A 25,889-nucleotide genomic window follows, 5' to 3' on the forward strand; every position below is an offset into this window, starting at 1 on the left:
GAATGGTTTCTCTTTCTCGTACAGTCTTCACCGTGGAACCACCACCCGTTTTCTACAATCCTTCGCAAACACTTTTCCAGGATTCATAATGTGATTTGGGTCCAGCGCTTCTTTAATAGCCTTCATCGCTGCCATTCCAGCCTCACCAAGCTTTAGTTCGAGATAAGGCGCCTTCATCACCCCTACCCCATGTTCGCCAGTAATGGTTCCGCCAAGCGCAATCGCCTTTTCGAAAATTTCCGCGAACGCTTTTTCTACTCGCTCTATTTCTTCATGATTGCGAATATCAGTTAAACAAGTAGGATGGAGATTACCGTCCCCAGCATGACCGAACGTGCAAATTGTAAGCTCGTACTTTTCTGCAATTTCGTTAATCGCTTTTACCATGTTCGCAATCTCAGAACGCGGCACTGTCGCATCCTCTAAAATCGTTGTTGGCTTTAACCGAGCGAGAGCCGAAAGGGCGCTTCGTCTCGCGGTTCTCAAGGCCTCTGCCTCGTCCTCAGACTCAGCGATCTGAACTGAAATCGCTTGCCCTTGTTCACATAATGCATGCATTTTCTCCATCTCTCGTTTTACGACTTCACATGGGCCATCCTGCTCAATGAGAAGTACCGCTTGAACATCGGTCGGCAGCCCGATTTGAGCGTGTGCTTCCACCACTTTTAACGTCGGTTGATCTAAAAACTCAAGTGTCGTAGGAATCACTTTGCTTGCAATAATACTGGAGACTGTTTGTGCTGCCGCTTCAATATCTTGATAGAGCGCAAGCATGGTCTGCTTAGACTCTGGTTTTGGAATTAGCTTACACATTGCTTCTGTTACAATCCCTAGCGTTCCTTCCGATCCAACCATCAACCGTGTGAGATCATAACCTGCAACATCCTTCGCAAGCTTTCCTCCTGTGCGGATCACCTCGCCATTGGCTAAAACGACTTCTAAGGCAAGGACATAGTCTCCAGTTACTCCATATTTCAATCCACGTAAACCACCAGAATTTTCGTTGATATTTCCGCCCATGGTTGAAATTTTGAGAGAGCTTGGATCTGGTGGATAAAACAGACCTTTTTCCTCCACAGCTCGAATCATGTCTAACGTGATAACCCCAGGTTGAACCGTTACGGTTAAATTCTCTTCATCAATTTCTAAAATAGAGTTCATATGTTTAAAAAGAAGGACGATCCCTCCCTCCGTCGGGCAAGTGCCCGCACAAAGGTTTGTGCCTGATCCTCGAGGGACAATGGGGATGTTGTAATCGTTACAAATCTTTACGATTTCAGCCACTTCCTTCGTATTTCTTGGGGAAACGACCGCATCAGGCAACGCTTGAAACTGCGGGGTCGCATCGTAAGAATAGACGAGCCTCTCCACATGAGAATCTTCCACGTTTTCTAATCCGACGATCTTGATCAGTTTTTCCTTGACTTCATTTGCTAACAAATAAATCCTCCTCCTATCGCCTTAGTCGTAGGCTTACTCTCCATTATTAAGGAACAGGAGAAGATATACTATGGATACATCACCAAAAATAATCCGCTTCCACTTTAATTTTTTAGATTATCTTCTAAAAAGAATAAGCTTAGATACAGGGTCGTTAAGTCGTGAAAATCACGAGGGTTTAACCCCGTCTTGTCTTCCACTTTTTTCAGTCGATAGTGAAGCGTATTAATATGGATATGAAGGGTTTCGGCTGTCTCTTTGAACGATTGATTACGCGCAATAAATGTTTTTAACGTTTCAAGTAAATCCTCATCTTTCATGATCGGTTCAAGGGTTCGTTGGACGAAATCTACCCGAGTTTGTTTTTTGACATCTTGTAAACACATGTCTAGGCGAAGGTCTTCTTCAAAGACAATGGATTGAGTACGCACCGCCACCGCCAAGGCACGTTCAGCCTGCTCAAAAGAACGATACAGCTCTTGTGGACAAACGCTTTGACCCACTCCAAAAGAAAGGGAGTGTCTGTACTTATTTTGAATGTATTTTTGGATTTGTTGAATCGAATGGACCGCACGTTCTTTTCCCTCCGCTTTGTTCGCTAGCAGCATCACAAACCGATCATTTCCCCAACGGACGAGAAGGTCATCCTTTTGCCGAGTGAACGTTTGGCTAACATCTATCCACCACTCCCGTTGAATCCGTTCCCTATTGTGTTGACCATAATAGCCAATGATCACTTGCCTAGAAACCGTTAAATCAATATGTAACATCTTCGCTTGATTGATAAAGCTACGTGTCCATTCCTTTTGCTGCACCCAATCAAAAACGAAGGCTTCCAGCGTGCGCGCATGCCATTCTAGCTGCTCTGCATAATATTTCTCCTTAATGAGCAATTCGGTCATTTTCCTCAATAGCTCTCCGTAGGCAGAAACTTTCGAAGGGTCGCCCGTGATTCCGATTACGCCTACCACTTGATCCTGAAAGAAAATAGGGAGATTGATCCCTGCTTTCACACCAGTTAATTTGCTTTCATCATCTTGTGTAATAATCAATCGGCGTCGCTCGTTGTACGAAATGAGAGCTCCCTCGTGAAAGGAGCCCATTCGCTCTTTGTCCGTGCTTGCAATAATCGTTCCACTTGGATCAACCACGATCAAATCTTCATCAAGCAGCTTTCGCACCTCTGAAATAATCGTATGCGCTAATGAAGGTCGAATCATTATGGATACGCCCCCTTTCTCTTCCCATGCCGTTTTTCCTATTGTAACGTGAAAAGCAATTGTCCATCAGCCCTTCAATAAAATTTGAATGGTTCATGTCAAATGAAAGACATAAAATCTTGAACGCCTTGGGAAGTCTTGGCTTTCATCAACTTTAAGAAATCGTTGGGAGTCACGAAATCCTCTTTCGTGAGTCTATGAAAACCCAAAAAACGTGGAGAAAAAGATGAACAAAGAGGGATTATTTCTAACCTTAAAATTGCAGTTGTCGTAACACAAGGCCGTAACTTGAATTAGGGCAAAGCTTGCATTTGAAAAACGAGTTGAGCACATGCTTATTTCTGCGTCTCAAAAATCTGTAAAAACGTCTGTTCACGACCTGAGGCAATAGCTTAATTACTCTTTTATCTGCTTTATCTTTTCATTGCAAATATTGATTGCATATTCCGTTGAGTCGATAAGTTCTTTATTCCCTTTTTCCACTCTGATTCTTAATGCCTTTTTAACGTATTTTAAAGCCAATTGATATTCACTTTGGTCAAATAGGTTTTTTCCGTAATGCTGATATACGAAGTCCAAATAATTACTATGTTCGGTATCGCTTTCTGACTGTTCCTTAAGTTTCTTAAATAATTTATTGGATTTATGATAGTTGGTTTCCCATTGATATGTGTGTGCAAGGCGTAACTCATTGACAAACAGGCTCTTATGATTCCCTGATTGTATATTCATTTCAATTGCTAAACTAAGATATTTTTTACTATCTTCTATTTTGTTGACAATTCTTGAATATACACCAATGAGACCATATGTTTTAGCCAATTCTTCCTCATTATCTTGGGGGCTATGACTCTGTTTTTTTTTAAATTCAATGCCTTTAATCATATCAATTGTTGAAACTGGAACTTCCCTTAAATTATCATCAAAGTAAAAATCCAAATTGGATGGAATATTAGACAAATCCAAGCAATACCCCTCCTTTTTAATATCCAAATGATATTAATTAAAACCATTACGAAAACAGCCTTTTAAAACAAGGTCTTTTAATACCATTCCCAAAACTTTGATCCCTGAGCAATACAGAAATAATTAAACCATTCATCAAATTTTAAATTCCCAATATAATTGGGCTCTTCGAACGAGTCACCCGTTTCCATCCAGCACATATACCCTTGTCTATCTTTGTTAGGAGCTATTATCAATAAATCACCGTCAAACCCTGCGCCAATAGGAAACCAACCCTTTGGCCAATCATTATAATAACTATAGTGTAAGAGAATTTCATCTACACTAAAGAGTTCAAAACCATCACCACAATCTTCTAGATCTTCATACAATTGAGCTCCATTATGTACAAGTAAAAACTCCTTGTATTCATTTGGAAGATCACACGGTAATTTTTTTAGTTCTTTTTCTGTAGCTGGCTGGTTAAATTTAAATTTAACCCGAGTGGTTGTTCCATCATCAAGTAAAATAGTTAATGCAGATTCTTTTTTTAAGTAATTAAGAGTATTTTGGAGAAGCATTTTAACTCTCACCTTTCTACATTATTGATTAAAATGGACGACTATCAGAGGAATAGCTATACTAGTTTAGTTTAATGGAATTAAATTACGAAAAGGAGACCAACTCATGTTCGATATTAAAAACTACGCAACATTTGAAAAAATCAAACCAATAAATAAAGGCTGGTCGAGCGACAAAAAATATTATATTGAAACCGTGACGAACGAAAAGATGCTGCTTCGGATAGCCGATATTTCAGAGTATGACAAGAAGAAATGCGAATTTAAAACAATGAAACGGTTAGCCGAATGCGGTATACCGATGTCGTTTCCTATAGATTTTGGGATCTGCAACAACGGTCAGAACACGAGTGGAACAAGGCGTGTCTTAAATAAACTTTAGAAAGATTCACCAACCGGAATTGTGCTTTTATATTTTTATACCTCTATTGTTTGAGTCCGTAAAACGGATATACTCGAGGATTCGGTTGCGCGGCAGAAAAGCCATATCAATTTAGATATGACCGTAATATTATTTGCTTAATTAGGTGAAGTTTTCCTGTTAACATAAAACGAAATTAAAGCCACAACTATTAAAATAGGTACTGCATAAATTTGTCCAACTAACAATTTCCAAGCTACTGTGTTATATCCCTCTGATGCAGGAAGGATAATGGCAACGATGCATACAATCAAATATGCTAATAATGGTGGAACTACTTTTTTCATCTTCTTTCCCCCTCTCTTCTAAGAGTTTAATAGTGATTCCATTTATATTATACGACAACCGTTAAATATTTCCCTATTTTTCAATTGTTATTTAAAAGCAACAACCTTTACGAAAAGAGCTGAACATTGAACACGGCAAAAACAAAATTTAAACAAAAGAAGAACACCTTTCAATCAACGAAAGGTGTTCTCTATCAATGTTTTTGAATGACCCGTACTGGGCTCGAACCAGTGACCTCTACCCTGTCAAGGTAGCGCTCTCCCAACTGAGCTAACGGATCATGTATGCTGTTAATGAAGACAAGTATTATATTACCTAAAAAATTCGAAATGGTCAATGCTTTTTTATAAAGAAATTTCTCCTCTATTCTATTCCCCGCTATTTCACACGAAGAGTGACCGACTATCTAAAACATCGTCTAATCTATCGTCTATTTATACACTATTGTTTATTCACTAACCATAATCTTTTTACAATTTACACTTTTGTCTATTTTATTTTTTTGTTATAAACCTTTTTTCCGTTCATTCTCCGTTTTTAAAAGTTGGCATGGAAGTTGCATGTATATATGGGTGAAACGATTAAAAAGTTAATGGAGGGGATTTTTGATGTTGCAACCATATAAGCATGAGCCATTTACAGATTTTACGGTGGAAGCGAATCGAAAAGCGTTTGAAGAAGCACTTGGACTTGTAGAAAAAGAGTTAGGCAAAGAGTATCCATTAATTATCAATGGTGAGCGGGTTACAACAGAGGACAAGATCCAATCTTGGAACCCTGCTCGTAAAGATCAATTGGTTGGTTCTGTTTCTAAAGCGAATCAGGACCTTGCAGAGAAAGCTATTCAATCAGCAGATGAAGCGTTCCAAACTTGGCGCAACGTCAACCCTGAGGAGCGTGCGAACATTTTAGTGAAGGCTGCTGCGATCATCCGTCGCCGCAAGCATGAGTTTTCTGCATGGCTTGTACATGAAGCTGGGAAGCCGTGGAAGGAAGCGGATGCGGATACGGCGGAAGCGATCGACTTCCTTGAATATTATGCTCGGCAAATGATTGAGCTTAATAGGGGAAAAGAGATTCTTAGCCGTCCAGGCGAGCAAAACCGTTACTTCTATACACCAATGGGCGTGACAGTTACGATTTCTCCATGGAACTTCGCCCTTGCGATCATGGTCGGTTCGGCAGTAGCTCCGATTGTGACAGGAAACACAGTTGTCCTTAAGCCTGCCAGTACGACACCTGTCGTTGCTGCTAAATTTGTTGAAGTTCTTGAGGATGCAGGGTTACCAAAAGGCGTTATCAACTATGTACCAGGAAGCGGCGCTGAAGTCGGTGACTACCTTGTTGATCATCCGAAAACGAGTCTTATTACGTTTACGGGCTCAAAAGATGTCGGTGTTCGTTTATATGAGCGGGCAGCTGTTGTTCGACCAGGACAAAACCACTTGAAGCGCGTCATTGTAGAAATGGGTGGAAAGGATACCGTTGTCGTCGATCGCGATGCTGATCTTGATTTGGCTGCAGAATCCATCCTCGTCTCCGCCTTCGGGTTCTCGGGACAAAAATGTTCTGCTGGGTCACGGGCTGTTATCCACAAGGATGTCTACGATGAAGTGTTAGAAAAAACGGTCGCCCTTGCGAAAAACTTAACGGTTGGCGATCCTACGAACCGCGACAACTACATGGGACCAGTAATTGATGAAAAAGCGTTTGAAAAAATTATGTCATACATTGAAATTGGTAAAAAAGAAGGCCGTCTCATGACGGGCGGAGAAGGAGACAGCTCTACAGGCTTCTTCATCCAACCGACGATTATTGCTGACCTTGATCCAGAAGCGGTGATCATGCAAGAAGAAATATTTGGACCGGTGGTTGCTTTCAGCAAAGCGAACGATTTTGATCATGCACTCGAAATTGCCAACAACACAGAGTATGGCTTAACAGGAGCGGTGATTACGAGAAATCGCGCCCACATCGAGCAAGCAAAGCGAGAGTTCCATGTCGGAAACTTGTATTTCAACCGTAATTGCACAGGAGCAATCGTTGGCTATCATCCATTTGGCGGCTTTAAAATGTCTGGTACCGATTCAAAAGCAGGTGGTCCTGACTATTTAGCGCTTCATATGCAAGCGAAGACAGTATCAGAAATGTATTAATCACAGCAAGGTATGGGCTCAGGCTCATACCTTTTTCGTTTAAAAATGCAAAAACAGGACGCCTCGTAGCGCCCTGCTAATGGTCAAGATTTTCGGGAACCCCCTTAAGTTCGATGTTTGGATTTTTGTCCAGCAACAATTGAAGAAACACATCTTCCTTTTCAGGTGAGATGACGATGATGTCATAGCCTACCCCATATAGAATCGTCAACCGATCGAGTGACAAGCTTGGCCCTGAAAGCAAGTTTTTCCGCTTTTCAATGCTCCGAATGTCTTGAATTGGGATGCTCCATCGAAATGGACCACTGATCGCGAATAGTCTGTCCCCATCGATTCGGTCATACGTTCGAAACCAAATCGATAAAAGGAAGATGACGATCGAGAGGAGGACAATCAAAAGAATGACACTTTGTTCTACGATCGGAGGAATGAAAAGAACTCCTGCCGATCCGTAACAGCACAAGACCAATCCAAAAATCTTTTTTTGATGGAAATGTCATCGTGCTCCTCCCTACTCTAATTCGTATCGTTTCATTTTATTGTAGAGGGTTGCTCTTGAGATACCGAGCAGCTTTGCGGCTGCCGATTTATTTCCGTACGTCCGCGTCAAGGCTGCTTTGATTTGCGCAACCTCGTCCGCTTTCTCAGGTTGAGCGGCCGGGATTTCGTTTTCCACGTTCAATGTTTCCACTTTCCCGTTCTTTCCTTGCAATGCTTCTGGGAGATGGTGGAGCTTGATCACATCGTGCTCATCGCCGCTCAAAATGACAAGTCGCTCGATCAAATTTCGCAGCTGGCGAATGTTTCCTGGCCACTTATATTTCAGTAACGTGTAAATGACTTCAGGGTCGATCGTCGGGATCGCCTTTGCGTATTTCAGCGAAAACTCTTTTAAAAACAGCTGGATCAACTCTGGGATATCCTCTGGTCGTTCGCGAAGAGGAGGAATTGGGATCGAGATGACGTTGATCCGATAAAATAAATCCTCGCGAAACTCGCCTTTTTCCACCATCTCTTCTAAATGACGGTTCGTCGCTGCGACAATACGCAAATCGATCGGAATCGCTTCCGTTCCGCCGACACGGTAGAACATTTTTTCCTGAAGGACGCGCAACAGCTTCACTTGCAATTCAAGCGGGAGCTCCCCGATTTCGTCAAGGAATAGAGTCCCCCCTTTGGCTGCATCCACCTTCCCTTTTTTCCCACCCTTTACCGCACCTGTAAAGGCGCCTGGTTCATAACCGAACAGTTCGCTTTCAAATAGCGCCGCAGGAATTGCCCCACAGTTAATGGCAATGAACGGCTTATCTGCCCTCTGGCTAGCAAGATGGATGCCCTCAGCAAACAGTTCCTTTCCGACTCCGCTCTCTCCTGTAATGAGAACGGACGCATCGGTTGTGGCGACCTTTTTCGCTAACCGGACGGCGCGCTGAAGGGCATCACTTCGCCCTTTGATCTTTTGAAATGGTGCGAGATTGTTTTGCTGGATCACATTGGACTCAAGGTCGTGTAAATACGCGGTCGTTGTCGCCAGCTCATTGTTCAACTTGACGAGGTCACTAATGTCTCTTTCAACAGAAATTCCGCCGATTAAGGCACCGTTGCGATAGACGGGCATAGAGTTGATTAATACATGGATGTCATGCTTCGGCTGATTGTATTTTTTCTCTACTTTCATTTCTTGCTGTATTGTTGAAATAACCATTAATGCGTTGCTATCGAAAAAGGTGTTGATTGGCTGGTCCACCACTTCTTCGTAAGGGAGACCGTACATGTCTTCCGAGCGTTTGCTCCAACCTTTGACGATTCCGTCTTTATCGACAATCGTCACTGCGTCATCGGCAGAGGCGAGAAACGCTTGAAAGAAAGCATGATGCATTTGGTAAGCGTCCAGCAATTGTTTTATGAACGCTTCCTTTGAAATCCATCCAACAGGCTGTCCTTGATCGTCAACAAGGATCATGTCCTTTAGTTCGGACAGACTCACCTCAGATAGTTTCGTAGATTCATGAACCTTCAGTGCGTCATTCTCTTTTGGCTGTTCTTCTCCTAACGGGCTTGCCATCTCCCGCAAACGAACATCTTTAATCAACGGAAACACCTCCACGCCAACGATGTAAGGGTTTACAATAATGTCTAATGTACATTTATTTTATACGATTTTGTCTAAATATTCTACACTTTTTTTCGTTGTGACACCTTCCTCCACCAAAACTTTGGTCGTTTTTCACGAAAGGTTGATCCTCTGTAGTGTAACTAATCAATTGGCACGATCCTTGCATGAATATAAAGTAAAAAAGCCTATTAAAGGAGGTTTTTCTATGATGGCGCTTGAGCAGCCTTTGAAATCATTTTTTACTAGCTTATCTCAAAGCAAATCAATGAATAAATTAGCCAAAAAGTGGGGGTTAAAATTAGGTGCCTCTCAAGTGGTCGCTGGTGTGACGATTAGCGAAGCGATCGAAAAAGTAAAAGAGTTGAATGAAAAAGGACTTTCCGCCACACTTGATCATCTCGGTGAATTTGTTGAAGAACGAACAGAAGCCATTGAAGCGACAGACCATTGTATTCAGACACTCGAACAGATTGCTTCCTCCGGGGTGAACTGTAACTTGTCATTGAAATTAACTCAGCTTGGTCTTGACATCGATCAAAGCTTCTGTCTTGAAAACATGGAGCGCATTATGAAAAAGGCAGCAGAGCTAGGGATTTTCGTCCGCATTGACATGGAGGATTATGGACATTGTCAGCAAACGTTAGACATTTTAGCGGAACTTCGGAAAACTTATGACAATGTGGGAACTGTTATTCAAGCGTATTTGTTCCGCGCATTGGATGACGTACGGGCATTGGAAGGAATTCCTCTTCGACTCGTTAAAGGGGCTTACAAAGAATCGCCAGAAGTAGCCTATCAAGAAAAAGAAAAAATCGATGAAAACTACTTCAACATGATCAAGCTCCATTTGGATAGTGGAACGTACACTGCCATTGCGAGCCATGATCATCAAATCATTGATCGAGTGAAAGCTTACGTAAAAGAAAAGGGCATCTCCCATTCTCAATTTGAGTTCCAGATGTTGTACGGCTTCCGCACCAACTTGCAGGAAGAGCTCGTAAAAGAAGGCTATAACGTCCGCATTTACGTTCCATTTGGTATTGATTGGTTCGGCTATTTTATGCGTCGCCTTGCAGAGCGTCCACAAAATGTCGCCTTCGCCTTGCGTGGCTTTTTCTCAAAATAAACCGTTCGGATCTTTCCGAACGGTTTTTTCTTACCTTTTAAGAAAGTGCTATGAAAGATAAACCAAGTCTTCCTAGTGAAAGCTCAGATTCCCCTGATGATCGACAATTATGGATGATCGTGTAATGACTGGAACCACCCGTTAACAGAAGAACAAATTACTACTATTAAACGAACAAATATTCACATATACTGTACCAGAACAAATGTTCTTACGAGGTGTTGACAGTGGATAAAGTCATCTTTATGGTCGATATGGAATCGTTTTTCGCTTCTGTTGAGCGGGCGAACCATCCAGAACTCTCTGGACGCCCCTTGCTCGTCTCCGGTGATCCCGAGCGGCGCTCCGGTGTGATTTTGGCTGCGTGCCCTGTTGCCAAAGCTCGCGGGGTTACAAACGGGGAACGGCTATGGGAAGCTCAGCAAAAATGCCCAGAAGCAGTCGTCGTCCGTCCCCACATGCAGCAATATGTAACGGTTTCTGTGCAGATTACAGAGATTTTGGAACGTTTTACCGACTTGATTGAACCGTTTTCGATCGATGAACAGTTTATGGACGTCACCCATAGCCAGCGCCTATTCGGTGCTCCTCGCGAGATCGCACAAAAGGTGCAGCAAGCGATTTGGCATGAAACAGGTGTGCGAGCACGAATCGGGATGGGTGAAAGTAAAGTGCTAGCGAAAATGGCGTGCGACAATTTTGCGAAAAAGATGCCCTCCGGAGTTTTCCATTTAACCAAAGAACGAATGGAGCGGCTGCTGTGGCCCCTTCCGATTGAATGTCTATACGGGGTAGGTAGGCAAATGACGAAACATTTTCGCAACCAAGGCATTCGCACGATCGGTCAGCTAGCAAACACGTCATTGGAACGAATCAAAGGCAAATGGGGTGTGAACGGTCACGTTTTATGGCTTACCGCTCACGGCATCGACCCTTCCCCGGTCACGCCCCATTCCCATGACAAACAAAAAGGAATTGGTCACGGCATGACCCTCCCTCATGATTACGTCAAAGCCGAAGATATTCATGTCGTGCTCCTTGAGCTATGTGAGGAAGTATGTAAGCGCGCGCGGCGGGCCCATTTGATGGGACGAACGGTCGCCATCGGTGTGAGCGGAGCAAACATGGAGACCCCTACCGGCTTTCATCGGCAAATGAAGCTGACGAACCATACGAATATTACGATGGAAGTGTACGAGGGTGCTGCCACGTTGTTTGAACGTTTTTGGGACGGAAAGCCCATTCGTCGCTTACATGTGAATCTTTCCAACTTAACGAGTGATGAGGCATGGCAGCTAAGTTTTTTTGGCAACCGCGACCGGGTCCACCAGCTTGGCTATACGATGGATACGATTAAAGAAAAATTCGGAGACACCGCGATTCGGCGAGCGGTTTCTTTCCTCTCTGCTAGTCAAGCCGAGGAACGAGCGAAAAAGATTGGTGGTCATTATAAATAATGAGCAAAAAAGAGTGTTCTGAGGATCTGGATCGACCTCAGACACACTCTATCTAATAGCCTTAATCTAAAAACGTCACTTCGTACACAAATTCATTTGTCATAATATTCGCTTCTTGCTAGTATTTCGTCATTTGGGTGGTTAAGAGCAACGACACAATCCTTTCAAATTCGCTGGAACCCCTCTGTATTTTTTTAATCCTGTACCGTTTTATCATGAGTAAGTGCAATAGACATTTAAAACTATTGATCAAAGGATCGAACTAGGTTCAATTTGCTATATATGTTTATCAAACAGTAAAAAACAATTCTCCTATTAACCAAGGAGGGGCATTTGAACAGTTCATTCTAGTTCTTTATGAATTAAAGAACGTCTTCGATCCCTTTAAAACACTTCCATATGAATAAATTACCAATTGTAATCACGGTGTCTACTCGGTACTATAATAGAGAACATACGTTCTTTGGTACAGGGGTGAACTTTATGAAAATCAACAAGCTAACGCCAGGATATAACCTCAGATGGGAGTCGAGTCGGATGATGCTGCCTGAACATGTAGAGGCACTGCATACTTATCGCCGACAATCACAGAAACAAGCGAAGCCGGAGATGGATCAGCAAACATTAGACGAACTATCTTCTGTCATCCAAGCCTCTTATCATAAAAGAAAACCTGTGAGATTAACGGTTTTTGACACGTACGAAAATAAACAAATCGTCGGGGTGGTGACTTCTATCGACCGCGTGCTTGAGAAATTGAAATTCGAACACGATCAAGAATTTGAATGGATTCATTTTAACGTAATCATGGATGTTTCCTACGCAGATGAATGATTTCCTAAAAAGCTACTGTAACATTGGGATCATATGTCCTGAGTCCCCAAATAAATCCAAACACGATCAAACAGTCCCTTTTAAACGCTCGATTTTTGCCGCTAGTGCCACTCTTGTTTCAGGTAACTTCTTTTTTAACGCTTCATTGTTTAATAAAGCTTCAGAGTAGAAGTCAGCAAATGATGGTTCCCGCTCTCTTGTGATGACATGGATATGATAATGATCGAGGTCATTGAATTCTCCACCATTTTAACAAGTCGTGATACCCGCAGGATTGTATAATACCTTGATCGCCTTTACTACGATAGTCACTCCTTTCATGATCGCATTGGCTGTCTTTTGGTTAACGTCTTCTATCTCTATCACATGGGCTTTAGGAATGAGTAACGTATGCCCTTCGTGAAAAGGATCATGATCCAAGATGCCACAAACGAGCTGATCCTCGTAGACGACATGGACCGGTAGTTGCTTGTTTGCGAGCATACAGCCGGTACATTTTTTCTTTTTCTCTCATTTGGTCTGTCACCTTCTCCTGCTCTATTGACATCCGCTTATGAAATCGGTTCATTACGTTCATGACGATATTCACTCATTTGTTTCGATTTCACTATAGCCCTCGCCTTCTACGGCCTCGGCGCCCACAGCATAATCCCTACGCCCACTAAGCAAATAACGGCACCGATCCAATCATATGTATCAGGGGCTTTTCCATCTATCCACCAGCCCCATAAAACAGCAAGGAAAATAAAGACTCCACCGTAAGCTGCATAGACACGTCCGAATGACGGAAATGCTTGAAACGTAGCGATCACACCATAGAGGGCAAGAGCGACCGCGCCAAATAATCCAAGATAGACAGGCTTTCCATCCCGAAGCCAAAGCCATATTAAATATCCACCGCCAATTTCCGCTAACCCAGCTAGCAAGAAAAGCGTTGTGGCCATCACCATTCGATCCCCACCTCCCTTTTAGCTTCTTCTATGATGATACATGAAGGTAGGCAACGATTCATTCATTTTAATCAAGTTTATTTTCATCAATGATCCGTTCATGCTTTTGACCGAAGAGATTTTGTAAGTGCACATTCCAATGAGACGACTCTTTGTCGAAGGTAATGGATGTTAATAGGGCGCTTTCCTCCTGTTCTGACAACACTCGTTGAATGACTTCCTTCTCGGACAATTTTGCTCCCTCTGGCTTTTTTTCTTCCAAGACAACCACATCAGCTACCTCCGCTTGTGCTGGATAAGAATAAGCGATCGCCCCCTCAGCCCAAACAGCAATCCGTTCACCAATTTCAACTTCGATAGGCATATGATAAAAGCGAATCGCATTGTGAAATTCTTCTTTCCCTCCACTGTCGTCAAATCGTTCAGCTTCTATGCTCACAACGAGCGTCGTCTCTTCATTTACGTCCACAACGTAACCAATAATAGAGGCAGATTCCACGTCCACATCCTCAGCGGCTCCTTCTGCGTCTACCTCATGATTGCCTGTACCACAGCCACTGATGCCAACAAGAACGATAAAAAACGTAACGCTATAAAATAAGTGCTTCATCTTAAAATCCCTCCTGTCCCTCTATTAGTAATACGAAATAAAAAGCATCAGGGTTGCAGCTCGTCAAAAGATTTCGAATACATCTTTTACTTTCAAAACAAATACGATTAAACTAATAGATGGAAAGGTAGTGATGTAAGATGAAAATTTGTTTATTTTCCGGTTCCTCCCTTGGTCAACACCCGATCTATGCGGAGCAAGTCCGGGCGCTTGGTGAACAGATCGGTAAACAAGGATGGGAAGTGATCTACGGAGGAGGCAATGCAGGGTTAATGGGTGTCTTAGCTCAATCGGTTTTAGATAACGGCGGGCGCGTCACCGGAATCATCCCGAAAAAGATTGCCGAAAACGTCCCATCGATCGAATTAAGTGAACTTCTAATCGTAGAGACAATGCATGAACGTAAACAATTAATGTATGAGCGGAGCGATGCGTTTGTTACTCTTCCAGGAGGGATCGGGACTTTAGAGGAGCTATTTGAAATTTTTACATGGCAGCAAATTGGCTACCATGAAAAGCCTGTTGCTGTTTTTAACATCAATAGGTTCTTCCAGCCATTACTGCAAATGTTAGACCATACAGTAAACGAAGGATTTCTCTCATCTACCTGCCTCGAGCAGCTTATTGTTGAGGAAGATATGAACACCCTCTTCGATCGTCTTCAATCATTTGAATATCAAACGGTCAACAAGTGGGCCCATACAAAATCATAACATTGTATTAGCTCCAGCTTTTAAGGAGCGAAGAATCAAAGATCAATATGAAGCACGATTTCGTTGTCGCAAGGAGAAATGTAAGTGAATAATGAACAAACCAACCCATCGATCATCGTCCCACTTGTCCTTTCGATTATCGCCATCTCCTTTGCTGCGATCTTTGTCAAATGGTCTGAGGCACCCGCGACAATTTTAAGTATGTATCGCATGTATTTTGCCTGCTTTCTGCTAGTACCGATTGTCTGGGGCAAACGAGATGAGTTCAAGCGGTTAACGAAAAATGATTGGCTGCTCTTTTTCGGTGCTGGCCTGTTTCTCGCCCTTCACTTTGCCCTATGGTTCGGTTCGTTGAAGCTTACAACCGTAGCAAGCTCTACGATTATTTTAGCTCTTCAGCCTATCGTTGCCCTTTCACTAGGTTTTATCTTCTTTAAAGAGCGAGCAAGCCGGCACATTCTCGTGACGATGGCCGTCGCTGTTCTTGGTGCCATCATGGTTGGATGGGGAGATATCGGATTAAGCCAGCAAGCAATTATCGGCGACCTTCTTTCCTTTTTAAGCGTCATAGCCGTTGTCTGCTATTTAATCATCGGTCAATCCGTCGTTAAAAAAGTCTCCCATTGGATTTATAGCTTTTCGGTGTTTGCCTTTGCAGCTCTCCTATTAACGATCTATAATTTGATCACAAGCGTTCCGTTCACTGGCTACGACCTACAAGAATGGGGCATTTTTCTGTTACTTGCGATCGTACCGACCATCGCCCATGTCATTCATAATTGGCTCTTGAACTATGTGAATGCAACGACGATCTCCATGAGCATTTTGGGTGAGCCGGTAGGAGCGACGGCGCTCGCCATTGTTTTTCTCGGCGAAAGACTCAACGTCTGGCAAGTGATCGGAAGCCTGTTCGTTTTAAGCGGTGTGTTTTTCTTCCTGCTTCAGCAACAACATCGCTTGAAGTATGGACAAGACGAAGAGCGAGTTTCATAAGAATAGAGAGGCTATCTTGGAAGGACATGTGAAGAGACCTTTCAAGATAGCCAAAGAATTTAACCGTTTCTAAATGGATGCCGGAAATAAACTATGAACTCTCTCTTCAACTTCCTTTAACATTCCTTTATAGGCTTCTTCATTTAGCGAACCTACACTCCCAAATAGTAAATGGTCTGTTGGTTCAACTCCAACAAATTCAAAAATCCCCGTATCAGATGTGATTTTCAAACCGTTTGTCATCCCAATTTCATCATAATATTCCTTTGGATGACCAAATGTGTTGATAATCAGCCCTTTCTTCCCTGTCAACATTCTTATGACCTCTCCATTTTCACCTATTTCATAAGCGAAACCGTAAGAAAACACTCGGTCAATATACCCTTTAAGGATGGCAGGTAATCCAGTCCACCAAATAGGATAGATGAAGGTTATGACGTCGGCCTGAGTAATATACTCCTGTTCCGTTTTAATATCTTGCGGAATTTCTCCAGCATTCATCACAGATATATCCTCCGGTGTAAGTACAGGCTGAAAATGAAGGGCATATAAATCTCGCACAATGACCTCGTGACCATTTTTCTTCAATGCATGCACCGCTGTATCCAAGATCGCGTGATTTAAGCTTTCTGGGTGTGGATGAGCGTAAATAATAAGATGGTTCATTTAACAACCTCCCGAGAGATTATTTTTTAGCTGAATGGGAACCTACCAATCAATTAATATATATTCTATCCACAAGTGATAAAACCTTCCTCTTCCCATCATGAACAGGAGGTTACAGTCTCACTATATAGATCGCAGCAAGGATTTCTCCACTAGATTCTTTTACGAGAGGCGTCTCAAGTATGTTTTGTCTTGTTTGTTCGACTAGATGGAAGCCCAGAAAAAACGGATGGCCTGCGATAGAGGAACACGAGCATACTTGAGATCACATATCCTATACCAGAGATAAAATAGACGGTAGCTGGCCCAAATGTATCGGCAAGAAATCCCATCAGCAGGATCGAGAGGCAGAACGCGACATAGGAGAGGTTTCCTTTGGCTGCGTATGTTTTCTCAAGCTCGCCAGCCGGTACAACCTCTTGAAAAATGGTTTCTTCTGTTGTCAATCGCATCACATAAAATGGTCCGATCAAGATGACAAGGATGAGAGCCAAAAGCGGGATCGTATTTAGCCCATACAACAGTGTAAGCACTCCTACGCCAAACGAGCCAATAGCAAGGGACGTTAATTTGGATTGATTAACGTAACGACTCAAGAGAGCGATTAGAACTCCGCCGCCTATCGTACCAAGAAAATAGGCACTGTTAATATATCCCCACCACGTCTCGCCGAGTTCTAAGATTTCCACAACGAATGCGAGTGTAATCCCGCCGATCCAAACGGCGCTCCCTATGCTCTCGAGCACGTCGATCACCGTAAGAAAACGAATGTCCCGGTGCTTTATTAAGTTTATCCATCCACTAAAAAATCCTTTTAATCCTGAAGTGTTCATCCCGATTCGTAAATCGAGATTGATGAGTAGACTAAGAACTGCAGCCACACTTAAAAGAAATCCGCATATTACGAGTAGCAGCAAATTTCCAAAGAATGCGATAAGGACACCGCCTGCAATCCAGCCGAGGAAGGAAATGATTTCGCCAACTGTTGCAAAGAGACTGTTCATTCGCAACCTCTGTTGTTCCTTAGTGATTGCAGGTAGAATCGCTCGTTTACTCGGTCCAATCATTCCAGAGAGAAGCCCAATGACAAAGACAGAACTAAGAATCCCCCATTGCTGCTCCCATCCAAAGAAAAGGAAAACCGAAACGATAAAAACGGTAGCTGCTTGAGTTAACTGTCCAATGAAGAGGATGACGGTTGTTTTTCCGAGTGTGGATGTCACTGGTACAAGAAAAGAGCCTAGTGTCATCGCTATAAGGCTCACCAATGTAACCAAAGTCGATAACGTGACCGACCGAGTCGCTTCATACAAATAAAACGTAAAAATCATCGTATAAAAAATCGAACTAAACTTTTCAAACCCATTGGAAAGAAGCAATAAGCTACCTTTCATAATCTACACCTGCAATCATTTGGAATCTTCTTCTAGATTATCATCAACCAATCTAGTTAGTAAACTAAATTGTATAGTAAGTATAAAAATAACCTAAAAAACACATGTCTTCAACTGACATGTGCTTTTTAACTGTTCATTCCGATTGCAATTGGCGGACTTTTTCAAACAGATCCTCTCCGATTTGTCGTTCATAGTACTCATAGATCGGGAGAACGGCTTCTTTCCACTGCTGTTTTTCTTCTGGCGTCAACTCGTATACTTCAATTTGATCACTTTCTTTTAATAATTCATAAATCCCTTCATTCAATTCGTTAACATGGTCCCTAAGCCACATAGTTGTTTCAGCCATCGCTTCTTCAATGGCCGTTTGATACTCAATCGGGAGCTTATCCCAGACCGTTTGATCCATAAGAATCGCATAGCCTAAATAATTATGATTACTCTTTGTCATATACGCTTGTTGACGGTAAAATTTCTTTGAATAAATGTTAGTAAGCGAGTTTTCCGTTCCATCAATGGCACCTTCACTCAGCCGTTCATATACTTCATTAAAAGCAAAAGGCTTAGGGATGCCGCCGAAATGGTCAAATGTTTTCATCAAGGCTTCGCTTGGCATGACACGCATGCTTAACCCTTCTAAATCTTCCGGTGTCCGGATCGGACGGACATTGTTTGTAAATTGCTTGAACCCATTTTCCCAAAAGCTAAGCCCATGGTAGCCTTGTTCTGACAAGCTAGCAAATAACGCTTCACCTACTTCTCCATCAAAAACGGCTCGAAGCATCTCTTCATCCTCAAAAAGATACGGCATGTCCATTATGAGCCACTTCGGATCATGAAGGCTGATTTCAGAAAAAGCAGGAGCGATGATATGCACTTCTTGTTCTTTTAACGCGACAAATTCCTCTTGCGCTGTAAAGAGGATTCCATTCGGAAACACTTGAATGTCGACCCAGCCATCGGTTTTCTCTCGCACAAGCTGAGCAAAGTGGGTGACCGCTAGACCTTTGGGCGTGTTTTCGGCTGTAATATGGCTAAAATGAAGAACGACTTTTTCATTAAGACCGTCTAATTCATCTTCAATGGCATACCCTTCGGACTCTCGTTCAGCCCCGAAGCCAATGTAAAGAGCGGTAACAATCCCCAACAGGATAAAGGAAACTGTCCAAATATGCTTCATCCTTCCCCTCCTTAGCCCTGCTTTAATTTATACGTTTGGATCGGTCGACCAATCGAGCCATAGGTTAGATCCATTTCCACCTGACCAACGGACTCTAAATAATTTAAGTAACGACGAACCGTTACGCGAGCCAGCCCTACATCTCGACCGATTTCTTCGGCTGATTTCGGCTCATCTAGTTCCTCAAGACGTTCGATTACTTGTTGAAGGGTGTGCGCATGCAACCCTTTCGGTAAATCATCCATATTGGCTTGTGCTTGCTTTTGTTTAATCATCTCATCAAGGCTATCTTGAGAAAGCTCTGCCTCTTTTTGCATTTTACGAAACATTTCTTCATATTGAGTGAGCGCTGCTTTTAACCGTTCGAATGTAAATGGCTTGACGAGGTAATCCATCACACCATATCGAAGCAAAGTTTTAATTGTTTTCGTATCATTCGCAGCTGTGACTGCAATTATGTCTACATCTATATACTGTTCACGAATTTGCTTGATGAAGGAAAGGCCATCTTGCTTCGGCATGAAAATGTCTAGCAAAATTAAATCCGGTTGTAACTCCCTTGTTTTTACCATTCCTTCTTCTCCAGTTGCCGCCGTGCCAACAATCGTAAACCCAGACAGCTTTTCAACGAACATCCGATTCACTTCTTGTACCATGGGGTCATCTTCAATTAATAACACGCGGATTAACGGTTCTTTTGCCACATTCATCCCCTCTTTTTCGGTAAATAAATCGAAAAGGTGGCTCCAATATTAAGTTCACTTTCTACTTCAATCTTCCCTTCTACTCTCTCGACAATGGCTTGAATTAAAAAGAGGCCAATTCCCCGACCAGATGTCGACTTCGTTGAAAAGCCACGAACAAACATTTTCTCCCTGACTTCCTCCCTTATTCCTTCCCCATTGTCACGAACTCTGATTTTCAAAAAATCATTTTCCTCGCCAATGAACACATGAACGGTTTTATTCTGATCTTGAGTGGAGGAGAACGCATCGAGACTATTGTCAATTAAGTTCCCGACTATGACAACTAAATCATGTGTCGTAACACCTTCGGGATGATCGATAAACTCGCTATCCTTTTCAATGATCACCTGAACACCTAACTCTTTTCCTCTGCTTACTTTCCCTAACAAAAGCCCGGCTAAGCTGTCATTATGAATTTTTTGCATGACGACACCGGAAAACTCCTCTTGTTCCTCCTCCAAATCGAAGATGTATTGAAGCGCTTTCTTCCCTTCATCTAATTGAATCAAGCCAGCGATCGTATGCAGCTTATTTGAATATTCATGATTTTGTACGCGTAGGGCATCGACGAATGCTTGAACGCCTGTTAACTCCTCGGCTAAGCGGTCAACGTCTGACTTATCTTGAAAAATCGCAATCGCACCAACCGTCTCGCCGTCAATCTGAATCGGAATACGGTTGCTAAAAACGAGTCGACCTTGGACGTAAAACTCCCGCTGGTATAGTGGCTTTCCAATCGAAAGAATTTCCGGCAACTTCGTATCAGGAATGATTTCATGAATGTTACGCCCAATCGCCTTCTCTTCCACCCCTAACATTCGTCTCGCTGCTTCGTTCATAATCGTAATTTTCTCGTGCTTGTTAATGGCGACAACCCCTTCATGAATTGCGTTGAAGGACGCGTCCCGTTCCACAAGCAAGTGGGCCAATTCATCAGGTTCCATATTAAAGGTTTGGCGTTTAATATGACTAGCGAGCAGCCAGGATCCCCAAAAACCGAAGAGAGCGGTAATCAGCCCAATCAACAAGGCCGGTTGCCAAAACTCTTGGATCATATCGGCATAGGAAGGCAACACACTGCCAACAACAGCCACTCCAACTTGCTCTCTTTGCTGATTCAAGATCGGCATAAAGGCGCGAACCGTAACGACACCTTCTGTCTTTGCTTTCGACAAATAAATATGTTCGGCAAACGCCGGATCTTCATCCCCGCCAACAAAAGGTGTCTGCAAACGTTCAGGAATCGGATGAGTGATCCGAATCCGATCCATATTTAGCAAAACAATGTAATCATGATCATTGATGACCCGGATTCGTTCCACAATCGGCTGCAACGTTCTAGAAGCTTCCTCTGGTTTAGCATCTACCCACTGTTGCACCGTATGGTTTTGTGCAACTAGCTGCGCGGTAATCATCGTGCGATTGGAGAGCTCGTCTTCCTTTATAGAGGTTACATATCCAAGGAGGCTTATACTAACCATCATTAACGCAAAGGCGACAATCCCAAAAGATAGGATGGTTATTTTCCACTGGATCGATAATTGTCGAAACAGACGCACGTCGGCTCTCTCCCTACTGTATCGCTTTCTTATTACTATACCATAAAGAATGATTCTTTTATCCTACGGCTGCACACTAAAGTAAAAAAGCCTTGAGCTTGAGCTCAAAGCTTAACAATTCATTATGTATGGCGCGCCTAGCAGGATTCGAACCCACAACGCGAGAACCGGAATCTCTATCACGGTTCATACCCGTATACGTCACGAACTTTTTACGATAGTCTTAACGGTAAACTAACGTCCACTCTTTCCGTTGTACGTAGTGTAGCACAAGACACGCACCTAAACAAGGAATTTCCGCTAAACCTCAATCGCCTCGTACGCCGCGTCAATCTCGTCCTTAGTCACGCCAATATATTTTAGCGTCATGGCCGGCGTACTATGGTTTAATATCGCCATAATCCGCGTTATATCCAGCCCCTGCGCGTACAATTGGTACCCGAACGTCTTGCGCAGCGTGTGCGTACCAATTGGCCCGACGTTAATTCCCGCTCTTTCCGCCGCGTCATTTAAAATCCGGTAAGCCTGCACACGGCTAATCGGCTTGTTTCCACCTTGGCGCGACCGGAAGATATACTCGTCATCTGCCCCTTCGAGCGCCTTGACCTCGGCCATGACCGTTTTGCTCAATTTAATACGCCGGGGCTTTTGCGTCTTTTGCTCGCGTATGATTAGTTCGTCCTTGCCGCGGACGTCGCCGATCTTGAGCGCGAGTAGGTCGGAAATACGGAGGCCGAGCGATACGCCCATAATCAGCATGAGACGGTTGCGCCCGTGAAGAGCCGCTTTTAATCGGTTGAGGTCGCGCGTTGACTTGATCGGATTTACTTCGTTCGACATCGGGATCACCTCCGCTAGTGTAACGTTACAAAGAATTTGTTACGCTCATTTTAGCGGATAGGAAAACGTTGGTCAAGAAAATATTTCCGAGGACGCCCCGAGTTCGAAAAATTGTGCGCAAGCTTTGTCTGTCAGACGCGGGAAATATTTACCATACCGTTGGGGGGCGGGCGATTTTCAGTCGGATTGGGACGCTTGACCTCGCGCATATTCATTCAATTTTCCGTTTATCAACCGTAACAGAACGTCCTTTTGTTACGCTGATCAATCGCTTCAAACCGTTGACTTTACAGTCTTTTTTCCGTTCCTATCGCGGACAAAAAGCGCAACAAGTTTTATGCACGCTGAAACACGCGTCAAATCAACGTTCACGATTCGGAAAAGCCGCGCCAAAACTGCATAAAATACCGCATACTCTCCGTATATATGTATACCCGTAACCCCCTGAGTTATGGCGCCCTGTCCGCTTGGTCGTCTCCGTGCGGGTGAAATGTTAACGTTAGACGCACGCACTATCGCCACATAGCGCCGCCCCTCCGTCTTTCCGTTTAACTCGCGGACTCTCGCGCAAATATACGGAATAACTCCGTATACGTATCGCGGTGTATCCGACCCCATGCCGCCTATCTACCTATTATATGGGCGTATGGTAAAGCGGTAATACATTATAGGTAGCGCCCTATAAGAAAGCACGGCGCCCGTCGGTCAACGCCGCGAACGCCAGTCCGAATAAAGTTAACGTCTTAGTCTCTCATCACGCTTTTCCCCAAGATATTGGTCCATGATACGCCCTACTTCTCGATGATTCATATACATCTTAATTTCCCTGCCGTGTTCAAGCGCACTTATTACTTCTTCAAGTAACTTATTGTTTCTCCGCAGAAGAGTCTCGGACGATTTATCCGGAACATCTTGCTGCACGGGCGCCGTATCTAACATACGGAACAAATTCGCCTGCTGTGCTTCCGTTAAAACCATCTCATTACGGAGCAGACGGACGTCAATTTCGTTAAACATCGGACGATCTACCAACTGCGACGCCAATCCTCCGGTATGAAGTTTCGGCAATTCACCGAGCGTTCCGGATCGTTTTCCGACTAATCCGCCTTGGTGGTACGCAGGCTTCGCGGCACGTTGCATTACCTCGCGGAGATTGATTGTCTTGGTGACCGGATTGGACGCTCGTTTATCGATGTCCGCAATGGTTCCGTCATCGGATACGTCGACAAATTTGCTGTAATTGCCTTCGCTTAGCGATTCGTGTAGTTGTTCCGCTACTGATAGCGATTCACCGATCTCGGACGTCGTTTCCTGTTGTGCGCCGGTAACCTCATTAATTGTACTCTTGACGCGCTCTAGTGCCGCGATTTCGTCCTTAAGTTCTTGAATCGCTTCTTGATATAGCTGGTTGTTGGCGTCTTTTTTCTTTCCCTGTTGTTCTAGTTCTTTGAGTGCTTCTTTATGTTTCGCGATCTCCTTGTCTATGGCCTCTACACCTTCGCCTATCTCCGCGTTAATTCCTTCCTGTTTCAGTATCTGATCTACCATCATATTAGTAATCTCATCTGCTAGGCCAAGCTCCGCCTCTTTTTGCTCGATCGTTTCCCTTATTTCGTCATTTTTCTCCATTTGCAGGATGAGATCTTCGCGGTACGACTTCAACAAACCTTCTAATTTATATTTTTCGGCCTCAAGCGCGTAATTCTTACGGCCTTGCGCTTCCTCCGACTGGAGCTGTAAGTTAACCTCCTCTAAGCGCTTTTCGTGCGCGACCTCGTCAAAGTCATTGAATCGTTGGCGTAACTCTTCCTCTCTTTCGAGTCCTTCATTTAGTTCATCCTGTAATTTATTTAACTCGGCACGGATCTCACGCTCGTTACCCTCCGCTATTAGCTTTTGTCTTTCCAACTCGCGCAGCGTGGCGTCAGACAGTTGATCGACGTAATCGCGCATAGCATCGGTCGTATCGATAATGGCGTTACCCTGGTCGGTAATGACGCGCTCCGCCTCAGGTACGGCCTCCAATAGATCGCCGTTGAGGTCGACCATGCGGTCAAGCTCGTCGTTGGACAGGCCGCTTTTTTCGCGGAGTTCATCCTGCTCTTTCGTCAATTCCTCGATCTTGCTTTCGTCTACCGCACGTCTCAACTCCGACTGAATATCCACGAACCGAGCAAACTCCTCATTAGTTAGTCCGCTACGTCTACGCAACTCTTCGTAATCGTCGAGATTGGCGCGGATGCTATCGCCTGTTTCCGTCATCGCCTTGGCGGTATCTAGGTTGACCTCTTTTAATTTGGACGTCTGATCCGCAGTTGCTACCGCCAAGCCGCCTAGGACGGACAAGCCGAGAATTAACCAACCCGCTGGCCCCATTGCCGCAAAAAGACCGCGGATCGCGGTACCTAATTTGACGATAGTTGTTCCGGCAAGAGCGATGCCGGACGAAGCCGCCGCAAACTTAAGCCCAAGCGCCACCACCGCGGGGTCAAGATCGCCGAACACCCGCGTTAGGTCCGTTGCACGCTCGACCATTGTCCGGACGACAGGCAAGAACTCACGGCCGATAGAGATTCCGACGCCCTCTAACGCGGACTGGAACGCCTTAAACGCGCCGTTAACCGTGTCGCTTTGGATACGTGCTACATCTTCGGCGGTTCCTGCGCTGTCCTCTAATGCGCTCGTGTAGCTGGCGAGATCGTCCTCGCCTTTCGCGAGCAACGCTAGGAATCCGGAAGCGGCTTCGGTTCCGACCAATTGCGCGATTGCTTGCGTCCGCTGTACATCGTCTAGGTGGCTCGTCTTATCCGCGATATGGCCGATTAACTCCGGTAACGGCTTCATTTTTCCGTCGGCGGTCTCTACGTTGATTCCGAGGTCTTTCAGCGCCTTGGCCGTCTGTCCGGTCGGATTCGCGAGCGATAATAGCGCAGCTCGTAACGTTGTACCAGCAGCGGAACCTTTGATGCCGTTGTCGTGTAGGACTCCGAGAGCCCCAGCCGTCTCCTCGATAGTAAAGCCGAGCTCTTTCGCGATTGGTCCGGCCATTTTAAAGGCTTCCGCGAGTTCCGGTACGGTCGAATTGGACGTCGTTGCCGTTTTAGTCAGGACGTCCACGGCTAGCGCGGTGTCCTCCGCGGTCAATCCGAAGCCCGACATAATATTCGTCACGTAATCGGCGGCGCGCGCTAAGTCGATCTGGGCCGATGCGGCTAAATTTAGTACGTTTGGTAGCGCGGCAATCATTTGTTCCGCGTCCATGCCCGACATCGCTAAAAACTCTAGCGCAGACGCGCTTTCTGACGCGCTGAAAACGGTCGTCTGACCCATGTCGCGAGCCAAGTCCTCGAGGCGTTTAAAATCGTCGCCGGTCGCTCCGGAAACAGCCGCAACGCGTGCCATCGCTTGTTCGAAATCGGCCGCCACTTTTACCGATGAGCCAATTCCGGCAAGTGCGGCGCCTCCGACGGCTAGTGCGCCTTTTTCGATTATGTCGAGCGATTTTTTGAAGTTCTGAGATGACTTCGTAGCCTGCTCCATTTCAGATCGGGCTTGCTCCATTCCGCGCTTAAAGTCCTCTGATTGGAGGGTTAATCTTGCTTTTATCTCTCCTGCGTTTGCCCCTGCCATATTAATAACTCCTTTCAATAA

The 25,889-nt window shown here is 44.3% G+C and carries 23 protein-coding genes, 1 tRNA gene and 2 pseudogenes; 8 read left to right on the top strand and 18 right to left on the bottom strand.

From position 1 onward, the window contains the following. Positions 1-27: 27 nt before the first annotated feature. Positions 28-1,440 (bottom strand): glycolate oxidase subunit GlcD, encoded by a 1,413-nt coding sequence (glcD, locus tag FED51_RS13770; protein WP_138090618.1) that lies wholly within the window; start codon positions 1,438-1,440, stop codon positions 28-30. Positions 1,441-1,544: 104 nt separating this feature from the next. Then, a complete protein-coding gene (locus tag FED51_RS13775) occupies positions 1,545-2,660 on the bottom strand; it encodes a CdaR family transcriptional regulator (protein ID WP_053430811.1) in 1,116 nt (371 codons plus the stop codon). 53 nt (positions 2,661-2,713) lie between these two features. On the opposite strand from FED51_RS13775, the pseudogene FED51_RS13780 reads away from it, so the two are divergent. Beyond that, positions 2,714-2,954 (top strand): annotated as a pseudogene (locus tag FED51_RS13780) (IS1595 family transposase); the annotation flags it as partial. Between the two features lie 102 nt (positions 2,955-3,056). Here FED51_RS13780 and FED51_RS13785 read toward each other — a convergent pair. Further along, positions 3,057-3,626, bottom strand: a complete 570-nt coding sequence (locus tag FED51_RS13785) for a tetratricopeptide repeat protein (RefSeq protein ID WP_233443835.1) — start codon at positions 3,624-3,626, stop codon at positions 3,057-3,059. Positions 3,627-3,703: 77 nt separating this feature from the next. Beyond that, positions 3,704-4,186, bottom strand: coding sequence for an SMI1/KNR4 family protein (locus FED51_RS13790; RefSeq protein ID WP_053430809.1), 483 nt, complete (start codon positions 4,184-4,186; stop codon positions 3,704-3,706). 106 nt (positions 4,187-4,292) lie between these two features. Between FED51_RS13790 and FED51_RS13795 the strand changes: the two genes are divergently transcribed. Beyond that, positions 4,293-4,568: a phosphotransferase gene (locus FED51_RS13795; RefSeq protein ID WP_053430808.1), complete on the top strand. Its 276-nt coding sequence runs from the start codon at positions 4,293-4,295 to the stop codon at positions 4,566-4,568. A 137-nt stretch (positions 4,569-4,705) separates the two neighbouring features. On the opposite strand, the gene FED51_RS13800 is transcribed toward FED51_RS13795, so the two are convergent. Continuing rightward, on the bottom strand, positions 4,706-4,894 hold the full coding sequence (locus FED51_RS13800) for a DUF4017 family protein (protein WP_138090620.1): 189 nt from the start codon (positions 4,892-4,894) through the stop codon (positions 4,706-4,708). Between the two features lie 208 nt (positions 4,895-5,102). Then, positions 5,103-5,175: transfer RNA gene (locus FED51_RS13805), tRNA-Val, on the bottom strand. Between the two features lie 328 nt (positions 5,176-5,503). Between FED51_RS13805 and pruA the strand changes: the two genes are divergently transcribed. Next, the gene (gene pruA, locus FED51_RS13810; RefSeq protein WP_138090622.1) at positions 5,504-7,051 is read left to right on the top strand and encodes an L-glutamate gamma-semialdehyde dehydrogenase; all 1,548 of its coding nucleotides are present in this window, start codon (positions 5,504-5,506) and stop codon (positions 7,049-7,051) included. A gap of 76 nt (positions 7,052-7,127) precedes the next feature. Here the strand turns inward: pruA and FED51_RS13815 are convergent, their stop codons facing one another. After that, positions 7,128-7,514 (bottom strand): PH domain-containing protein, encoded by a 387-nt coding sequence (locus FED51_RS13815; RefSeq protein ID WP_161598565.1) that lies wholly within the window; start codon positions 7,512-7,514, stop codon positions 7,128-7,130. Positions 7,515-7,562: 48 nt separating this feature from the next. Next, positions 7,563-9,143 carry a sigma-54 interaction domain-containing protein gene (locus FED51_RS13820; RefSeq protein WP_010898887.1) on the bottom strand — a complete coding sequence of 527 codons (1,581 nt, stop codon included), beginning with the start codon at positions 9,141-9,143 and terminating at the stop codon, positions 7,563-7,565. Between the two features lie 229 nt (positions 9,144-9,372). Here FED51_RS13820 and FED51_RS13825 point away from each other — a divergent pair, with 229 nt between their 5' ends. The 3 genes from FED51_RS13825 (at position 9,373) to FED51_RS13835 (ending at position 12,584) form a co-directional block, all read left to right on the top strand. Continuing rightward, positions 9,373-10,293 (top strand): proline dehydrogenase family protein, encoded by a 921-nt coding sequence (locus FED51_RS13825; RefSeq protein ID WP_053430757.1) that lies wholly within the window; start codon positions 9,373-9,375, stop codon positions 10,291-10,293. A gap of 227 nt (positions 10,294-10,520) precedes the next feature. Then, a complete protein-coding gene (locus FED51_RS13830; RefSeq protein ID WP_138090624.1) occupies positions 10,521-11,750 on the top strand; it encodes a DNA polymerase IV in 1,230 nt (409 codons plus the stop codon). Positions 11,751-12,233: 483 nt separating this feature from the next. After that, positions 12,234-12,584: a YolD-like family protein gene (locus FED51_RS13835; protein WP_041820704.1), complete on the top strand. Its 351-nt coding sequence runs from the start codon at positions 12,234-12,236 to the stop codon at positions 12,582-12,584. A 249-nt stretch (positions 12,585-12,833) separates the two neighbouring features. Here FED51_RS13835 and FED51_RS21405 read toward each other — a convergent pair. The 3 genes and pseudogenes from FED51_RS21405 to FED51_RS13850 all read right to left on the bottom strand — a co-directional run. Continuing rightward, positions 12,834-13,070: pseudogene (locus FED51_RS21405) on the bottom strand (HIT family protein); the annotation flags it as partial. A gap of 137 nt (positions 13,071-13,207) precedes the next feature. Continuing rightward, on the bottom strand, positions 13,208-13,534 hold the full coding sequence (locus FED51_RS13845) for a YnfA family protein (protein WP_010898892.1): 327 nt from the start codon (positions 13,532-13,534) through the stop codon (positions 13,208-13,210). A 67-nt stretch (positions 13,535-13,601) separates the two neighbouring features. Then, entirely contained in the window at positions 13,602-14,144 is a 543-nt protein-coding gene (locus tag FED51_RS13850; RefSeq protein WP_053430756.1) for a DUF3221 domain-containing protein, read from the bottom strand. Between the two features lie 140 nt (positions 14,145-14,284). On the opposite strand from FED51_RS13850, the gene FED51_RS13855 reads away from it, so the two are divergent. Both FED51_RS13855 and FED51_RS13860 read left to right on the top strand, forming a co-directional pair. Beyond that, positions 14,285-14,857, top strand: a complete 573-nt coding sequence (locus tag FED51_RS13855) for an LOG family protein (RefSeq protein WP_010898894.1) — start codon at positions 14,285-14,287, stop codon at positions 14,855-14,857. Between the two features lie 84 nt (positions 14,858-14,941). Continuing rightward, positions 14,942-15,850, top strand: coding sequence for a DMT family transporter (locus FED51_RS13860; RefSeq protein ID WP_053430755.1), 909 nt, complete (start codon positions 14,942-14,944; stop codon positions 15,848-15,850). 69 nt (positions 15,851-15,919) lie between these two features. Here FED51_RS13860 and FED51_RS13865 read toward each other — a convergent pair whose 3' ends face one another. The 7 genes from FED51_RS13865 to FED51_RS13895 form a co-directional block, all read right to left on the bottom strand. Then, positions 15,920-16,516, bottom strand: a complete 597-nt coding sequence (locus tag FED51_RS13865; RefSeq protein ID WP_053430754.1) for an NAD(P)H-dependent oxidoreductase — start codon at positions 16,514-16,516, stop codon at positions 15,920-15,922. Positions 16,517-16,692: 176 nt separating this feature from the next. Further along, complete coding sequence (locus tag FED51_RS13870; protein ID WP_010898897.1) at positions 16,693-17,910, bottom strand: MFS transporter; 1,218 nt, start codon at positions 17,908-17,910, stop codon at positions 16,693-16,695. Positions 17,911-18,046: 136 nt separating this feature from the next. After that, complete coding sequence (locus tag FED51_RS13875) at positions 18,047-19,093, bottom strand: TRAP transporter substrate-binding protein (RefSeq protein ID WP_138090626.1); 1,047 nt, start codon at positions 19,091-19,093, stop codon at positions 18,047-18,049. 11 nt (positions 19,094-19,104) lie between these two features. Further along, a complete protein-coding gene (locus tag FED51_RS13880; RefSeq protein WP_083445487.1) occupies positions 19,105-19,797 on the bottom strand; it encodes a response regulator in 693 nt (230 codons plus the stop codon). A 2-nt stretch (positions 19,798-19,799) separates the two neighbouring features. Then, the gene (locus FED51_RS13885; protein ID WP_138090629.1) at positions 19,800-21,398 is read right to left on the bottom strand and encodes an ATP-binding protein; all 1,599 of its coding nucleotides are present in this window, start codon (positions 21,396-21,398) and stop codon (positions 19,800-19,802) included. Positions 21,399-21,698: 300 nt separating this feature from the next. After that, the gene (locus tag FED51_RS13890; RefSeq protein ID WP_053430751.1) at positions 21,699-22,238 is read right to left on the bottom strand and encodes a site-specific integrase; all 540 of its coding nucleotides are present in this window, start codon (positions 22,236-22,238) and stop codon (positions 21,699-21,701) included. Between the two features lie 735 nt (positions 22,239-22,973). Then, positions 22,974-25,868: a phage tail tape measure protein gene (locus FED51_RS13895; protein WP_053430749.1), complete on the bottom strand. Its 2,895-nt coding sequence runs from the start codon at positions 25,866-25,868 to the stop codon at positions 22,974-22,976. Positions 25,869-25,889: the final 21 nt, after the last annotated feature.

Source organism: Halalkalibacterium halodurans (genome assembly GCF_005671335.1).
Taxonomy (GTDB): domain Bacteria; phylum Bacillota; class Bacilli; order Bacillales; family Bacillaceae_D; genus Halalkalibacterium; species Halalkalibacterium halodurans.

Coding starts and splice junctions, on each gene's coding strand:
- FED51_RS13865 (WP_053430754.1), bottom strand. CDS start 16,516: ATGAACCATCTTATTATTTACGCTCATCCACACCCAGAAAGCTTAAAT.
- FED51_RS13790 (WP_053430809.1), bottom strand. CDS start 4,186: ATGCTTCTCCAAAATACTCTTAATTACTTAAAAAAAGAATCTGCATTA.
- FED51_RS13835 (WP_041820704.1), top strand. CDS start 12,234: ATGAAAATCAACAAGCTAACGCCAGGATATAACCTCAGATGGGAGTCG.
- FED51_RS13825 (WP_053430757.1), top strand. CDS start 9,373: ATGATGGCGCTTGAGCAGCCTTTGAAATCATTTTTTACTAGCTTATCT.
- FED51_RS13850 (WP_053430756.1), bottom strand. CDS start 14,144: ATGAAGCACTTATTTTATAGCGTTACGTTTTTTATCGTTCTTGTTGGC.
- pruA (WP_138090622.1), top strand. CDS start 5,504: ATGTTGCAACCATATAAGCATGAGCCATTTACAGATTTTACGGTGGAA.
- FED51_RS13845 (WP_010898892.1), bottom strand. CDS start 13,534: ATGGTGATGGCCACAACGCTTTTCTTGCTAGCTGGGTTAGCGGAAATT.
- FED51_RS13775 (WP_053430811.1), bottom strand. CDS start 2,660: ATGATTCGACCTTCATTAGCGCATACGATTATTTCAGAGGTGCGAAAG.
- FED51_RS13855 (WP_010898894.1), top strand. CDS start 14,285: ATGAAAATTTGTTTATTTTCCGGTTCCTCCCTTGGTCAACACCCGATC.
- FED51_RS13890 (WP_053430751.1), bottom strand. CDS start 22,238: ATGTCGAACGAAGTAAATCCGATCAAGTCAACGCGCGACCTCAACCGA.
- FED51_RS13870 (WP_010898897.1), bottom strand. CDS start 17,910: ATGAAAGGTAGCTTATTGCTTCTTTCCAATGGGTTTGAAAAGTTTAGT.
- FED51_RS13795 (WP_053430808.1), top strand. CDS start 4,293: ATGTTCGATATTAAAAACTACGCAACATTTGAAAAAATCAAACCAATA.
- FED51_RS13875 (WP_138090626.1), bottom strand. CDS start 19,093: ATGAAGCATATTTGGACAGTTTCCTTTATCCTGTTGGGGATTGTTACC.
- FED51_RS13895 (WP_053430749.1), bottom strand. CDS start 25,868: ATGGCAGGGGCAAACGCAGGAGAGATAAAAGCAAGATTAACCCTCCAA.
- FED51_RS13800 (WP_138090620.1), bottom strand. CDS start 4,894: ATGAAAAAAGTAGTTCCACCATTATTAGCATATTTGATTGTATGCATC.